Source organism: Flavobacterium resistens (assembly GCF_900182645.1).
GTDB lineage: Bacteria > Bacteroidota > Bacteroidia > Flavobacteriales > Flavobacteriaceae > Flavobacterium > Flavobacterium resistens.
This window is the reverse complement of the sequence record NZ_FXTA01000002.1, coordinates 457,336-473,420: the sequence shown is the minus strand read 5'-3', so window position 1 is coordinate 473,420 and position 16,085 is coordinate 457,336. Positions and strand designations below refer to the sequence as shown.

General features: G+C 33.2%; 15 protein-coding genes and 1 pseudogene. 11 read left to right on the top strand and 5 right to left on the bottom strand.

Annotated elements, in window-relative coordinates; all coding sequences use genetic code 11:
• Positions 1-24: 24 nt before the first annotated feature.
• Positions 25-1,128, bottom strand: coding sequence for a glycosyltransferase family 2 protein (locus FN795_RS08160; RefSeq protein WP_142450169.1), 1,104 nt, complete (start codon positions 1,126-1,128; stop codon positions 25-27).
• A complete protein-coding gene (locus tag FN795_RS08155) occupies positions 1,125-2,069 on the bottom strand; it encodes a lysylphosphatidylglycerol synthase domain-containing protein (protein ID WP_142450168.1) in 945 nt (314 codons plus the stop codon). Before FN795_RS08155 ends, FN795_RS08160 begins: the two co-directional genes overlap by 4 nt.
• Positions 2,070-2,152: 83 nt before the next feature.
• On the opposite strand from FN795_RS08155, the gene ruvC reads away from it, so the two are divergent.
• The 9 genes and pseudogenes from ruvC (at position 2,153) to FN795_RS08110 (ending at position 8,074) form a co-directional block, all read left to right on the top strand.
• On the top strand, positions 2,153-2,707 hold the full coding sequence (ruvC, locus tag FN795_RS08150) for a crossover junction endodeoxyribonuclease RuvC (RefSeq protein ID WP_142450167.1): 555 nt from the start codon (positions 2,153-2,155) through the stop codon (positions 2,705-2,707).
• Positions 2,708-2,745: 38 nt separating this feature from the next.
• Positions 2,746-3,600: a hypothetical protein gene (locus FN795_RS08145; RefSeq protein ID WP_142450166.1), complete on the top strand. Its 855-nt coding sequence runs from the start codon at positions 2,746-2,748 to the stop codon at positions 3,598-3,600.
• A gap of 73 nt (positions 3,601-3,673) precedes the next feature.
• Entirely contained in the window at positions 3,674-4,810 is a 1,137-nt protein-coding gene (gene hemW / locus FN795_RS08140; protein WP_142450165.1) for a radical SAM family heme chaperone HemW, read from the top strand.
• Between the two features lie 109 nt (positions 4,811-4,919).
• Positions 4,920-5,298: pseudogene (locus FN795_RS08135) on the top strand (GxxExxY protein).
• A gap of 55 nt (positions 5,299-5,353) precedes the next feature.
• Positions 5,354-6,118, top strand: a complete 765-nt coding sequence (locus FN795_RS08130; RefSeq protein ID WP_142450164.1) for a cyclase family protein — start codon at positions 5,354-5,356, stop codon at positions 6,116-6,118.
• A gap of 56 nt (positions 6,119-6,174) precedes the next feature.
• Positions 6,175-6,576: a GNAT family N-acetyltransferase gene (locus FN795_RS08125; protein WP_142450163.1), complete on the top strand. Its 402-nt coding sequence runs from the start codon at positions 6,175-6,177 to the stop codon at positions 6,574-6,576.
• Positions 6,573-6,923: a DUF4260 domain-containing protein gene (locus FN795_RS08120; RefSeq protein ID WP_142450162.1), complete on the top strand. Its 351-nt coding sequence runs from the start codon at positions 6,573-6,575 to the stop codon at positions 6,921-6,923. The genes FN795_RS08125 and FN795_RS08120 overlap by 4 nt, the downstream gene beginning before the upstream one ends.
• Positions 6,924-6,929: 6 nt before the next feature.
• Positions 6,930-7,301, top strand: a complete 372-nt coding sequence (locus FN795_RS08115; RefSeq protein WP_142450161.1) for an MmcQ/YjbR family DNA-binding protein — start codon at positions 6,930-6,932, stop codon at positions 7,299-7,301.
• Between the two features lie 71 nt (positions 7,302-7,372).
• Positions 7,373-8,074, top strand: coding sequence for a PH domain-containing protein (locus FN795_RS08110; protein ID WP_142450160.1), 702 nt, complete (start codon positions 7,373-7,375; stop codon positions 8,072-8,074).
• 134 nt (positions 8,075-8,208) lie between these two features.
• Here the strand turns inward: FN795_RS08110 and FN795_RS08105 are convergent, their stop codons facing one another.
• The gene (locus FN795_RS08105) at positions 8,209-9,309 is read right to left on the bottom strand and encodes a DUF4407 domain-containing protein (protein WP_142450159.1); all 1,101 of its coding nucleotides are present in this window, start codon (positions 9,307-9,309) and stop codon (positions 8,209-8,211) included.
• A 235-nt stretch (positions 9,310-9,544) separates the two neighbouring features.
• Between FN795_RS08105 and FN795_RS08100 the strand changes: the two genes are divergently transcribed.
• Together FN795_RS08100 and FN795_RS08095 are read left to right on the top strand one after the other, a co-directional pair.
• The gene (locus FN795_RS08100; RefSeq protein WP_142450158.1) at positions 9,545-12,355 is read left to right on the top strand and encodes a TonB-dependent receptor; all 2,811 of its coding nucleotides are present in this window, start codon (positions 9,545-9,547) and stop codon (positions 12,353-12,355) included.
• Between the two features lie 73 nt (positions 12,356-12,428).
• Positions 12,429-13,487, top strand: a complete 1,059-nt coding sequence (locus FN795_RS08095) for a phytase (protein WP_142450157.1) — start codon at positions 12,429-12,431, stop codon at positions 13,485-13,487.
• A gap of 126 nt (positions 13,488-13,613) precedes the next feature.
• Here FN795_RS08095 and pckA read toward each other — a convergent pair whose 3' ends face one another.
• Together pckA and FN795_RS08085 are read right to left on the bottom strand one after the other, a co-directional pair.
• A complete protein-coding gene (pckA, locus tag FN795_RS08090; RefSeq protein WP_142450156.1) occupies positions 13,614-15,218 on the bottom strand; it encodes a phosphoenolpyruvate carboxykinase (ATP) in 1,605 nt (534 codons plus the stop codon).
• A gap of 300 nt (positions 15,219-15,518) precedes the next feature.
• Positions 15,519-15,905, bottom strand: a complete 387-nt coding sequence (locus tag FN795_RS08085; RefSeq protein ID WP_142450155.1) for a DUF423 domain-containing protein — start codon at positions 15,903-15,905, stop codon at positions 15,519-15,521.
• Positions 15,906-16,085 lie beyond the last annotated feature (180 nt).

Here is a 16,085-nt window from a genome sequence, read left to right as displayed (position 1 = left end):
TCATTAGTCTCAATCTTGTCATTATTATTTACTAAACTTCCTATCTTTCCATGTATAAGAACCAAACAAACTGTACAAAGCTACTGCTGAGCTGAAAAACGGATACAATAAACTACTCAGCAAAAGACTTTTAATTCTGTTTTTTGTCAAAAACTGATTGGTTATAAAAAGCAAAACAAAATCAATTATAAATTTAGAAAAGGCAAAAAACACAAAAATTGGATACGACCATATTCCGAAAAGGAGAAAGAAAAATCCAATTACAAAACTCAAATTTCCGAAGAAAACGATCAAACCTAAAATTTTCCCGAAAGTACTTTTATACGAACTTGTCTTTGCCGCCCAGCGTACTCTTTGATGAAATAATGATTTCCAATTTTCCGTTGGTTTTGTAACAACAATTACTTCTTCCGCTTTTAAATAATGAACTTCTTTGTGGAACTTTTCGATTGCTTTTTGAAGTAAAAAAACATCATCTCCGCTGGCAATTTTCTCATTTCCTTCAAAGCCATTTATACTTTCAAACAATTCTTTTCTGTAAGCAAAATTGGCTCCATTGCACATAAACCCTTTATTTAAACCAAAACTTCCAATTGTTGCACCTTGCAGGCTCGTGAAATCCAATTGCTGAAAATGATCTAAAAAAGAGTTTTCGGTTTTGTATGTTACAGCGCCCGCAAGCATCGAAACTTTGTTTTCCTGAATATAATTATCAAAAGTTAAAAGCCAGTTTTCCGAAACTACACAATCAGCATCTGTAGTAATTACCCAATCGGTTTTTACGTGCTGCATTGCGGTCGAAATCGCATCTTTTTTTGGAGAATTTGAAACACGAATATTGTCTATTTGTGAAATGTCAAATGTCAAATGTGAAATGTGAAATTTCTCGTCTGAATTATCGTCTACCAGAATCACTTCAAATAAATCTTTTGGGTAATTTAGGTTTGACAAACTTTCTAAAAGTAGTGGAAGATTTTCTTTTTCATTCCGAAACGGAACTATAATCGTAAAACTTGTTTTGGGCTTTAAATCTGTTTTTTGATATTTTTTTATTCTGAAAAAACCATAAACAAGCAAACTGATGCTACAAACATAAATTGCTAATATGGAGAATAAAACAAATATCATTCTGCGGTTTTGGTTTTAAAATTCAGCACAAAATAGCTTCCTAAAACTACTGGCAAAACTACATTTAAAAACCACATTAAAGTGCTGATAAAAATGACAATCCATTCGTTTACGCCTAAAATTCCGAAGAAATAAATGGCAACACTTCCTTTTACAGCAAAATCCAAAAACTGAAAAGTTGGTAAAGAAGAGGCCAAAAAATAAACAGAAGTTATAGCCGCCATTAAAGTTAAATAAGATAAATCAACATCAAAACCTAAAAACAAAAAGTAATACTGATGTGAAAAAACCAAATAACGACAGATTCCTAAAAAGATGTTTTTTTGATGAATTGATTTCGGAATTTCATTGATTTTGTGAATCAGTTTTTCAATTGAATATCCTTTGACTTTTATCTTTTTTATTGAAAACAAAACAATCAGAATTAGTACAAATCCGCCAAAAAGAATCAAAACAGTTTTGCTTGTAATGACGTTGAATTGTGCATTAAAATACAGCAATCCGAAAATTCCGAAAATTATGGTTAGAATCATCTGAATTCCGTTGCAGATTAAGTTCAGAAAAACCACTTTTTTAGCATCTGATTTTGGATAATACAACGCTTTTCCGGCGTACTCTCCTACTCCATTTGGCGTAAATATTCCGGCAGTCAAGGCCGCTAAAACCTGTTTTGTAGATTCGTAAACCGAGATTTCATGAATTACTTTGGCAAGATTCTGCCATTTCAAAATCTCAAAATAACGATTCAGAACACTCAAAAGCAAGATAAACGAAATCCCTAAAACCGATTGATTTTTTCGGAACAAAACAATAAACTTCTGCCAATCCAATTTATCATTGTTTGCCAGTTGATTATAAATAAAATAAAATGCGCCGCCAACAATCAAAAGTTTGGCCAGAAGAACAAGGAATTGCTTAGCTTTGTGAGGAATTGAAATCATGCCGCAAAAGTAATCAAATGTGGCAATTAGAAAATTAGAAAATGTGGCAATTTTCTAAACCTTAAACTTGAAACAAAAATCTCTTGACAAAAGAACGCATCATATTAGGTATTGACCCCGGAACTACAATCATGGGTTTTGGATTGATTAAAGTCACCAATAAAAAAATGGATTTTTTGCAGTTAAACGAATTGCAATTATCCAAATACGATAATCATTACCAAAAACTAAAAATCATTTTTGAAAGAACGATCGAATTAATCGAAACGCATTGTCCGGACGAAATTGCAATTGAAGCACCTTTCTTTGGCAAAAACGTTCAATCGATGCTGAAATTAGGACGTGCGCAGGGCGTTGCAATGGCAGCAGGACTTTCAAGAGGAATTCCGATTACAGAATACGAGCCGAAAAAAATAAAAATGGCAATTACCGGAAACGGAAATGCCAGCAAAGAACAGGTTGCTAAAATGCTGCAACAGCTTTTAGGATTAAAAGAATTACCTAAAAATCTCGATTCAACAGATGGTTTGGCGGCTGCGGTGTGTCATCATTTTAATTCGGGAAAAGTCGTAGCTGGAAAAAGTTATTCGGGCTGGGATGCATTTGTGAAACAAAATGAGGATAAGATAAGAAAATAGCTATATTTGTTAAAAACAAATCTTAATCTTAACCACAAATGACAAAAATTAAATTTATTGCATTTATTTTATTTGCAGCAATTATTTCTTCATGTTCTTCTGATAATAGCGACGAAAGCCGATCAGACAGTTTTTTCAAATTTACCTATGACGGTAAAGCCCAAAACATTAAAACCTGGCAAGCCCAAAAACAAGGTGATTTCATAGAAGTAATGGGAACGTCAGAAGAAGGAATTGCAATTGATTTTAAATTTAATTCTTATGGGAATCTGTATCAGGCTCTTACAAATCCTGTAACAAACAACAATAATATCCCTTGGTTGCAGGCTTCAGAAAATTTCACTTCCAATACTTTTACCTTCACTTTAGAGAACCTGAATACCACAGATAAAACAGTTCAGGTAAAATTTTCCGGAAAAGTATATGAAGATGGTTACGATTACGAATCAGATTTCGTTAATGTGAGCGGTTCATTTAAAGTTTCTTATGAAGAAATCACTCCGCAAGTTGAAGGACTTGGTACTTTTGCTAAAATTGATGGAAAAGATTGGCATGGCTTATCATTTGATGGCACTATTGAAAACCAGACAACAAAAATAATTTATGCAGAGAACGACGGTGAGTACACAATTGGTATTGCTTTTCCTGATTATAATGCAAAAACAGGAACTTATAATTTTACCAGCAATAATAGCGCTTACAAAATTTCTTTTCAAAAATACGATGTGGCAACGCACGAAAACATTACATATGATGTTTCAGGAACTGTCAATTTTACAACTCTGAATACTGTTTTAGCTGCAGGAACATTTAGTTTAACCGCTACACATCCCACAACCAAAGCAAAAATTGTAATTTCGAATGGTACTTTTAAAGAAAGTGCCGCATTCTAATAAAAAAACATAATTTATCATTAATTAATATTGATAATTGAAGAGCAAGATTTACCTTGCTCTTTTTTTTATTATGTCCGGCATCTACATTCATATTCCTTTTTGCAAACAGGCTTGTCACTATTGCGACTTTCATTTTTCGACTTCAATGAAAAAGAAAGACGAAATGGTTTTGGCATTAGCCAAAGAAATCACTTTACGCAAAAATGATTTTGAAAATGAGATTGTAGAAACCATTTATTTTGGTGGCGGAACTCCTTCTGTTCTATCAAATGACGAAATCAACTTTTTAATTTCGGAAGTTTATAAAAATTATAAAGTTGCTGAAAATCCAGAAATTACGCTTGAAGCAAACCCAGATGATTTATCTGCCGAAAGAATTTTTGAATTATCCAAAAGTCCGATAAATCGATTAAGCATCGGAATTCAGTCTTTTTATGAAGATGATTTGAAAATGATGAATCGCGCTCATAATTCGGCAGAAGCCAAAAAATGCCTGGAAGAAGCAACTAAATATTTTGATAATATTTCACTCGATTTGATTTATGGAATTCCGGGAATGAGCGATGAAATGTGGCGACAAAATATTCAAACGGCTTTAGATTTCGGCATTCCACATATTTCAAGTTATGCTTTGACAGTTGAACCGAAAACAGCTTTAAGCAAATTAATTCAAACCGGAAAAATTGCTGAACCTCAAGATGAAGTGGCTTCAAACCATTTTATGATTTTGGTTGAAATGCTTCAAAAAAACGGTTTTATTCATTATGAATTATCCAATTTTGGAAAAGAGAACTATTTCTCCAAAAACAATTCGGCATATTGGCTAGGCAAAAAATACATCGGAATCGGACCTTCGGCACATAGTTATGACGGCGAAAAACGAGGCTGGAATATTGCTAATAATTCGCTTTATATAAAATCAATTCAAAACGATAAACTTCCTATTGAAACTGAAGTTTTAACTATTTCAGATCGTTATAATGAATATATTATGACAGGTTTACGAACGATTTGGGGCGTTTCTTTAAATAGAATTGAAAAGGAATTTGGTTTGGAATATTTGGATTATCTGAAAAAACAAGCTCAAAAATTCTTAAGCGATGATTTGCTTTCCATCGAAAATAATATTCTGAAACCAACTCCGAAAGGAAAATTTCTGACGGATGGAATTGCTTCAGATTTATTTTATTTAGATTCTGAAGTTTAACCGCAAAGTTCGCTAAGAATTACGCAAAGAACGCTATTTTTATTTTGTAGGAATAAAATTATACTTTTGAGATTTTCAAATATTACATTTGAGTTTTAATATTGATTTTATGTCAGAGAATGATTTATCCCGAATTGTATTTAATTTAGCTTTAAAAGTTCATCAAACTTTAGGTCCTGGACTTTTAGAAAGTGCTTATGAAGAATGTTTATTTTATGAGTTAAGAAAACTTGGTTTATCTGTTGAAAAACAAAAAGCTTTGCCTCTAATTGTATGAGGAAGTGAAATTAGATGTTGGTTATCGATTAGATATTTTAGTAGAAAATAAACTAATTTTGGAAATAAAAGCAGTCGATTGTTTAAATGAAGTTCATTTTGCACAACTATTGACTTATTTAAAACTGACAAATTGCAAACTAGGATTATTGATAAATTTTAATGTCGCATTATTAAAACATGGAGTTAAAAGAATAGTAAACAATCTTTAATAAAATCCTAGCGCCCTTTGCGTAATTCTTAGCGAACCTTGCGGTTAAATAACGTATGAAAGCAAAAATCAATAACTTCGAAATCGACTTATCAAAACCTATTGATATCTCGATTCCATTAACTAATACAGACGAAAACCCAATTGCCTGGTACATCGAAAAACCAGTTATTGAACCAGTAGTTTTTGGCGATTGGATTGGGAAAGTTTCTGAAGGAAAATCATCTACGAACTTTAATAATATCTTCTTCAATCCGCATGGGCATGGAACGCATACAGAATGTTTGGGACATATTACGACCGATTTTTACAGCATCAATCAATCACTGAAACAGTTTTTCTTTTTTGCAAAATTGATTACGATTGAACCTGAAAAAATTGGAGATGATTTTGTGATTACGAAAGAACAAGTTTCAGCTTTAGTAAATGATAAAACAGAAGCTTTAATAATTCGAACGCTTCCTAATCAAAAGGAAAAAAAGTCACGAAAATATTCAAATACAAATCCGCCGTATTTATCTGAAGAAGCTGCGATTTTCATCCGCGAAAGCGAAATTAAACATTTATTAATCGATTTGCCAAGTGTTGACAAAGAACATGATGAAGGTAAATTATTGGCACATAAAGCGTTTTGGAATGTAAAAAACACTGTAAATCTAAATTCTGATGCAAGATTGAACGCAACAATCACCGAAATGATTTATGTTCCAGACGAAATTGAAGATGGAAATTATATACTAAACCTTCAGATCGCTTCGTTTGAAAATGATGCAAGTCCGAGCAAACCTATTTTATATAAAATTTTAGATTTTAGAATGTAGATTTCAGATTATTCTACTACAATTCTAAAATCTGAACTCTAAAATCTACAATTAAAATGATTAGCGTCTCAACAGATAAAACCAAACTTGATGTTCCGTTTATACAGAACTTTTTAAAAGATATTTATTGGGCTGCCGGGCGAACTTTAGAAGAAGTTCAGACGACAATTGATGCTTCAGTTTGTTTTGGAATTTATCTGGATGACAAACAAATTGGCTTCGCCCGCGTAATCACCGATTATGTGGTTTTTGCTTATTTAATGGATGTTTTTATTGATGAAGAACATCGCGGAAAGGGTTATTCGTCAATTCTAATTGAAGCGATGATGAATGAACCACAGCTTCAGGAAGTAAAAATCTGGCGATTGGCGACAAGCGATGCTCACTTTTTATACGAGAAATTCGGATTTACAAAACTGAATCATCCTGAAAAGATGATGGAAAAAATTGTCAAATGAAAACAGTCTTAAAACTAGAAGAAGCAGCTTTATTTATTCTTGGAATATTCCTTTTCAACCATTTAAATTATGAATGGTGGTGGTTTTTGGCCTTAATTTTAACGCCTGATTTATCCATGATTGGTTACACATTTGGAAACAAAGTCGGGGCATTTTCATATAATTTGTTTCATCATAAAGGAATTGCCGTTCTTTTATATGTTTTAGGCTTTTATTTGAAAAATGAATTATTGCAGTTAGCAGGAATTATTTTATTTTCACATTCGGCAATGGATCGAATTTTTGGTTACGGCCTGAAATATGAAAAAGGTTTTAAATACACACATTTAGGTGAAATTGGTAAATAACGAATTATGAATTTAGAAACGTATTACGAATATTGTCTTTCAAAAAAAGGTGTCAGCGAGCATTTTCCTTTTGATGAAGATACTTTGGTATTTAAAGTTGGCGGAAAAATGTTTGCTTTGTCTTCTCTTTCACAATGGGAAAAAAATGAAGCATCGGTCAATTTAAAATGTGATCCGGACCGCGCAGAAGAACTCAGAGCTGAATATGACGAAATAAAACCCGGATTTCATATGAGCAAAGTGCATTGGAATACCGTGGCTTTAAACGGAAATTTGCCGGACAAATTTGTCAAAGAACTTATAGATCATTCGTATGAATTGGTTTTCAAAAGTTTGACAAAGAAAATTCAGAGTGAAATTATCGAATTAGAAAATTAGGCATTACATTTGCATCGTTAGAAAAAAAACTTAGCTGTTTGGCAGCTTTGAAACTTAGCAACTTAAAAGCAATGAAAGAACAATTTAAAAAATTTCTGAACGAAGAACAAGATCCAAAAGCGATTGAAAAAATCACTTCGAAACTTACAGACTTATTAATGAAAGGCGAAGAAGTTGGATACATCGCAGTGCAAAAAAAGCCTGCTCTTACTGTTTTTCCTGATAGCATTGTATTAACAAACAAGCGTATCATCATCTGTAAGCCTAAAAATTTAGGTCTTTCTATGGATTTTACAGATTATACTTGGGATGATATTGCAAGTACTTTTGTAAAAGAAAACATTTTGGGTTCTGAGTTTTCATTTGGAACAAAAACTGATTTAGCAGTTTCTATTGATTACATTCCGAAAATTCAGGCTAGAAAAATTTATACTTACGCTAAAGAACAATTAGATTTATTAAAAAATCCTGTTCAGAGTGCAACTTCTGTTCAAGAAACAACTGAAGCTGTTTTTGAAGAAGAAGAGGAAGAAATTGAAGAAGTAGAAACAGAAGAAGTAACAAGCTTTGCTGAAATTTTACCTGCTGCTCCAGCTGTTACAGAAACGTATGAACCGCTTCCGACTCAACCAACAGGAGAGCGCAAATTAGGCGATTTATCTAAAGAAGAACTTTTCGATAAATTACAGAATTACAAAAAACTTCTTGACAACGGTTTAATTATGCAAGGAGAATATGATGCTTATAAAAAAGAGATTTTAAGTTATATGTAAGTCTTAAAGTCAAAAGTCTTAAAGTTTTTGACTTTGTCCAAATAATAAAAGCCAGAAATAGAAATTCTATTTCTGGCTTTATCTTTTTAAGTCTGTAATTCGACTTTATGACTTTTGACTTTCCAACTTTCGACTTATAAAGTCGCTTTCTGTTTTTCTACAAAACTATTCGATTGAAGTTCTAGTAATTCTTTTGCATTTTTTCGCTGTAAATCGAATAATCCTTTATCTTCTGCAATATCAGCGTAAACTTTATCATGCATTTCGGCGCTGGTTTTTACTAATAAATCGCGTTGGTATTTATTTTGTGCTAAAGTCGCTTTCATTGCGGTTTCGGCTTCTTCTTGTTTGAAATCGAATTCACCTTTTGGTGCCAATAATTTGGCAATAATTGGAGATGTTTCGATTGCCAAAAACAACAGCATAATGAAAAATGACGGAAGCCAAGGCAGTTTGTTCAACGCATTTATACGCGCCATTAATCCGTCGAAACCTTCAATAATTGGCTGTGTTTGCGAAACTTTCTTGTCTAAATCGGCTTGCAATTGTTTTCCGATTTTTTCTTTCTCGGCAATTTTAGCTTCGTTTGTAGTTTTTAAAGTTTCGTATTCTTTAAGAGAGGCATCGTGTTTTTCTCGTTTTTCTTTATAAACTGGGCCTTTTCCAAGTTTTTTAGTTCCTGCAGTTCCTTCAGCTTCTGTAATATAAGTTGAATATAAAGCGTTTACCTCTTTTTCTTTCTTTACAATATCAGCTTTTAAAGCGGCAATTTCTGCTTTATTCTTATCTAAATCGGTTTTGAAATAGGTTCCAATTTGTTTTTTATTGGCCAATTCCATTTCATTTTTCTCTTTCAATAAAACGGTATTGATTTCTTTTTCGAAAATTTTAATTTCTAAAGGCTTCGAAATTACAATCGCAATAATAATAGCCAAAGCAATTCGCGGAGTTGCCTGCAGGAATTCATCCATAAAGCGGTCTCTTTTTTTAATGGTAGAAACGATAAATCGGTCTAAATTAAAAATCAGCAAACTCCAAACAAATCCAAAAATTAAAGCCGGATAAATAGAATCGAAAACGGTAAAAAGCGCATAAGCACTGGCCAGAAAAGCCATAACTGCTGTAAAGAAAACGGTAGCTCCAATACCAACATATTTGGTTTGTTCGCCTTCTGAACAGTCTTTCAAGAGATCACGGTCGGCTCCTGAACATAGGATAAAAAATTGTTTTAACATGATTGATGATTTTTGATTGTGATTGATATGGCAAATTTAGCGCCAAAAATTTAATTCTGAGGTAAATAGTTGATTTGTTTTCATTTGCACTTTAAATTATTTTAAATAAATAAGTGTTAGTTTAACATTAATAAGTTCGTTTTTTGTCAGAGGAATCATAACATTATGTTAATTTCTTTCAACTTTTTAAATAACATAAAGGTTCTAGTTTCGCAGGAAATCAAACTAAAACACAATGAGAAAAATTTATTTATTAGTAACATTTATGCTATTGGCCTTTTCAGGTTATGCTCAAAAAGCAATAATTTCCGGAAAAGTATTAGATATTGACGACAAACTTCCTTTGCCTGGAGCGATGATTCAAATCGTAGGCGAAAACAAATACACGGTTTCAGATTACAACGGCCGTTTCGAATTATTAAACATAAATGCTGGAACATATAAACTTGAAGTAAAATATATTGGATACACTTCTATAACAAAAGAAATTACGGTAGAACAAGGAAAAAACAACGTAATTGATTTTGCACTAAAAACTTCAGGAACTGAGTTGAATGAAGTTGTGGTTGGAGACATTTTGAAAGGTCAGGCAAAAGCGCTGAATCAGCAAAAAAACAATAAAAACATCGGAAACGTAATCTCTTCAGATCAAATGGGGCGTTTTCCTGATGCCAATGTTGGAGATGCTTTAAAACGTGTTCCGGGTATCACGATGCAAAATGACCAAGGTGAAGCGCGTAACATTATTATTAGAGGTCTTGCTCCGTCTTTGAACTCGGTTACTTTAAATGGAGACCGAATTCCATCGGCTGAAGGAGACAACAGAAACGTGCAAATGGACTTGATTCCGTCTGATATGATTTCGACTATCGAAGTAAACAAAACATTAACTTCTGACATGGATGCAGATGCAATTGGAGGTTCTGTAAACTTAATTACAAGAGCAACTCCAAACGGCGAAAGAATTTCTGCAACACTTGCCGGAGGTTACTTGCCAATTCGTGAGCACGCTTCATACACTGCGGGTTTAGTTTATGGTAACCGATTTGCAAATGACAAATTAGGAGTTGTTTTCAGCGGTTCTTATAATAATGTAGATTATGGTTCTGATAACATCGAAAACGAATGGGTAAAAGATGATTTTGGAAACGAATATCTACAAGCTTCAGAAATCAGAAAATATGATGTTCAACGTATTCGCCGAAGCGCTTCTGTAGCTTTAGATTATAAATTTGACGAAAACAATACCATTTTTGCCAATGCAATTTATAACTGGAGAGATGATCGTGAAAATCGTTTCAGAACTACTTATGATGATATCGAACCAATTTACAACGGCGAAGAAATCACCGGTTTTGAAGGCCGTGTAAAACGCCAGACAAAAGGTGGAGTTGACAACAATAGAAACAAAAACAGAAGATTAGAAGATCAGCGCGTGCAGAATTATTCGCTTCGTGGAGAGCATTTAATCAATTCAACTTTAGATTTGGATTGGTCTGCCAATTATGCAAAAGCGCGAGAATATCGTCCGCAAGAGCGTTATATTGAATATCGTCAGAAAGGTTTGGAAATGATGGAAGATTTATCTGATCCAAGATTTCCTTTAATGACAACTGTTGGCGAATCTGTAGACGAATTCAAATTTGATTCGGTTACCGAAAATACAGATGAAACCAGCGAAAGCGAATTTGGTGCTAAAGTAAATATCCGTTTTCCATTCTCTGTAATTGCAGGAGAAAAAGGAAGATTGAGAACTGGTCTTAGACTTCGTTTAAAAGAAAAAGAAAGAAACAATTCATTCTTTTCTTACGAGCCAATCAACGACGGAATGGAATTATTATCTGAAGTTCCAACCAGTTATTACGACGGAAAAAACTTTAATCCGGGAAGTAAATATGTACCGGGAACTTTTGCTTCGGCTGCCTTTTTAGGAGGTTTAGATTTAAACAATCCAACTTTATTTGACAAAGAAGCAGATCCAGCAGAATACTTGGCGGTTAATTACAATGCAAAAGAAAGAATTACTGCTGCCTATGTAAGATGGGATCAGGATTTCAACGATAAACTTTCAATGGTTTTAGGTTTCCGTGTTGAGAATACGCACATTGATTATACAGGAAACCGCGTATTGGATGAAGAAGAATTAGAAAGCCAAATCAATACAAAAAACTCCTATACTAATTTATTGCCAAGTATTTCATTTCAATATAATGCCACAAAAGATTTAGTTTTAAGAGCTGCTGCAACGACAGCTTTGGCACGTCCAAATTATTATGCATTGGCGCCATATGTAAATAATATTGCTGCTGATAAAGAAATTACTGCTGGAAATCCAGATCTTGACGCTACTTACTCATACAATTATGATTTTATGGCCGAGAATTATTTCAAATCTGTTGGTTTGATTTCTGGAGGTGTTTTCTACAAAAAATTACATGATTTCATTTATAATTATAGTGATAATCAATATACAGATGCAAAATTTGCTGCTGATTTTCCAAATCAGACAAACCCGATTCCGGCTGGCGAAAACTGGTCTTTTGTACAATCCAGAAATGGTGATACTGTAGACGTTTACGGATTTGAAGTGGCTTTTCAGCGTCAGCTAGATTTCCTTCCAGGGAAATTCCTTAAAGGTTTTGGAATCTACCTGAACTATACTTACACAAAATCAAAAGCTAAAGGTATTTCTGATGAAGATGGAAACGAAAGAAACGACATCAGTCTTCCTGGAACAACGCCACACATGTTCAACGGATCTTTATCTTGGGAAAACAAACGTTTTTCTGCAAGAATCTCGACCAACTTTACTTCTGATTATTTAGATGAATTGGGTTCAGAATCTTATAAAGACAGTTATTATGACAAGCAATTCTTTTTAGATGCAAATGCTTCTTATAAAATCACGCCAAAACTTCGTCTTTTTGCTGAAGCTAATAACTTGACAAATCAGCCATTACGTTACTACCAAGGTGTTGAAGCGCACACAAAACAAGCTGAATATTACCAGGCACGTTACAATTTCGGATTGAAACTAGACTTGTAAAATCTGTTTTTTAAAATTCTTAAATTAGACAGAGTTTAGCGCTCTGTCTAATTGCATTAAAATATATAACATAATGAAAAATAAATCTTTAGTTGCTCTTTTGTTTTTAGCGGTTTCATTTACCGCTTGCAAAGATGATAAATTAGCGCCAATTCAGCCAAATGCATTAAAACCGACAACCGTTACTCAAGCTTTGCCTCACGATACAGATGATCCATCGATTTGGATTCACCCAACTGACGCTTCAAAAAGTATAATAGTTGGAACTGATAAAGATACAGACGGCGGATTATATGCTTTTGATTTGAAAGGGAAAATCCTTAAAAAATCAATTCCATTAAAACGCCCAAACAATGTTGATATCGCTTACGGATTACTAATTGACGGAAAAAAAGTGGACATTGCCATTACCACAGAACGCGAAAGCAACAAAATCAGAATTTTTAGTTTACCCGATTTAGAACCAATTGACAACGGCGGAATTCCAGTTTTTGAAGGCGATGTAGAAAGAGATCCGATGGGAATTGCACTGTATACACGTCCAAGCGATAAAAAGATTTTTGCGATTGTAGGAAGAAAAACCGGGACTTCAGGAAGTTATTTATGGCAATATGAACTTTCCGGAAATGGAAAATTCGCTACGGCAAAAGTGGTTCGCAAATTTGGAACTTACAGTGGCAAAAAAGAAATCGAAGCCATTGCTGTTGATAACGAATTAGATTTTGTTTACTATTGCGACGAACAAGTTGGAATCAGAAAATACAAAGCTGATCCTTCTTTAAACGATAATAAAGAATTGGCTTTCTTTGGTCAAAAAGATTTCAAAGCTGATCATGAAGGAATTGCGATTTACAAAAAAACTGATTCTACAGGATATATTTTAGTTTCAAATCAGCAAGCAAATTCTTTTATGGTCTACCCGAGAGAAGGCGCAAAAGGAAATCCGAACAATCATCCATTATTGGCTGAAATTCCAACTTCTACTATCGAATGTGACGGTGCTGATGTTACAAATGTAAATTTAGGTGGAGCATATAAAAACGGACTTTTCGTAGCGATGAGCAACGGAATGACATTTCATTATTACGCTTGGGATTTGATTCAGAAACGTATTGACGAAGCAAAAAAATAAATATATAAATCTCAGTTTCCGGTCGCAGTTTTCAGTGTTTATTTTATTTTTTTTTCTGCGATTGGAAACAAAAAAAGCTGTTCAAATTGAACAGCTTTTTTAATTTTGAATTAGTAATTGCCCCCTTTATTCTGTAATCGGTGCTCCTGCTAAAATTTCAGCATTCGCAAATTCTTCAAATTTGGCAAAATTAGCTTTGAATTTCTGAGCTAATTCTAACGCTTTTTTATCATATAAATCTTTGTCTGCCCAAGTATTTCTTGGATTTAAAATTTCCTCTGGAACGTTTGGACAAGATTGTGGTTTTGCAATTCCAAATACTGCGTGATCTTTGTACTCTACATTATCCAGTTCTCCGTTTAATGCGGCAGTAATCATAGCACGAGTATATTTTAGTTTCATACGGCTTCCTGTTCCGTAAGGTCCGCCAGTCCATCCTGTGTTGATCAACCAAACTTTAACTCCTGCATCTTTCATTTTTTTGCTTAACATTTCAGCATATTTTGTTGGATGCAAAGGCATAAATGGCGCTCCAAAACAAGCAGAGAAATTTGGCTGTGGTTCAGTTACACCAGCTTCAGTTCCAGCTACTTTTGCAGTATATCCAGAAATAAAATGATACGCTGCCTGACCTGGAGTCAATCTTGAGATTGGAGGCAAAATTCCAAAAGAATCTGCCGTCAAGAAAAATATATTTTTAGGATTGTGACCAATCGAACCTGGCTGAATATTGTCAATATGTGTTATTGGATAACTAACACGTGTGTTTTGAGTGATTGAAACATCATCATAATCCACTTCATTAGTTCCAGCTTTGAAAACCACATTTTCTAAAAGCGCACCTTTTTTGATTGCTCTGTAAATGTCTGGTTCATTCTCCTCAGATAAGTTGATTACTTTCGCATAACAACCTCCTTCAAAGTTGAAAACTGAATTCTCGCTTGTCCATCCGTGTTCATCGTCTCCAATTAATTTACGTTCTGGATCTGCTGATAAAGTTGTTTTCCCTGTTCCTGACAATCCGAAAAAAATCGCAGTATCACCGTCTTTACCAACATTAGCACTACAGTGCATCGGAAGTGTATTTTTGAAAACTGGTAAAATGAAGTTTAATGCAGAGAAAATTCCTTTTTTCATTTCTCCTGTATAACCAGTTCCACCAATAAGAGCGATTTTTTTAGTAAAATCCAAAATTGCGAAGTTAGATTGGCGCGTTCCATCAACAGCAGGATCTGCCATAAAACTTGGAGCACAAACTACTGTCCATTCTGGAGTAAAGTTTGCCAATTCAGATTCTTCTGGTCTTAAGAACATATTGTAGCAAAACAAGTTTGACCAAGCCGTTTCAGTTACAACACGAACATTTAATCTGTACTTGTCATCAGAACAAACGTATGAATCACGAACAAAGACTTCTTTGTCTGATAAAAACTTTGTTACCTTATTATATAGTTTTTCAAAAGCTTCTGGTGCAAAAGGAATATTTACATTTCCCCACCAAACTTTATCTTCTGTAATCGAATCTTTTACAATAAAACGATCTTGTGGAGAACGTCCTGTAAATTCACCTGTATTAATAGCCAATGCTCCTGTTGAGCTTTCGACACCCTGGCCTGATTGTAAAGTAATGGCATGCAATTCATCTGGGGATAATTGATAGCGAACTTTAGCATTTTCAATTCCTAATTCTTTTAACGAAATCGATTGCGAGAAAAGTGTGTTAGTGTCCATAAATTTTAAGTTGTGTGTGATGTTTGATAGAATGCAAAATTACAGATTTATTGTAAATCCTTTAAAAATATTTCAATTTCACTTTTATTTATATCAAAAAAGCAAAAAATGAACTTTAAATTCAATAAAATAAAAAAATAAGAGCTTCTAATTTGTTATCTTATAACCTTTTGTGTCAATTTGTTATATTTTTCTCTTTTTAAAGTCAAAAACAAAATAAATTCACACAAATAAGATTATATGTTATTTATGAGACAAAATTAAATATTAATTTTTAGATAGAATTTTTTATTCGGGATTTTATGATTTTTGCCTCAAAATAGTAACAAATAAGGTCAACCAAGCGAAAATTAATAGCATTCCGCCTAAAGGTGTTGCGAATCCTATAAATTTAAAATCGAATAAAGTGAAGTTTTTTGTAGCCAATAAATAAATCGAACCGCTAAAAAGAATAACACCTCCAAGAACCAAATTATAAATTGTTTTTAAAGTCTTTTCAGCGATATCTTTTCTTGTCGAAACAAAAAATAAAAAGAAAGCATGATACATTTGATAACGAACCCCAACTTCAAAAGTATTTAGTTCTTCTACAGATAAATATTTTTTTAATAAATGAGCTCCAAAAGCGCCTAAAATAATAGCTAACATTCCGATAAAAGCTCCCGTCAAAACTATTCTTCTTTTCATGTTTTTGTTTTCTAATTACTATGCAAAAATACTCAATACAATTAGAAAAAAGCGTTTGCTTTTTGCCAAAAAATAGCTCAGAAACTTAAATATTTACATTTTAACTTATTTCAAAAATAAATTACATTTTTTCCTATTTCACATTGTTATATTTATAACATTTTAATATATTTGTGTTAT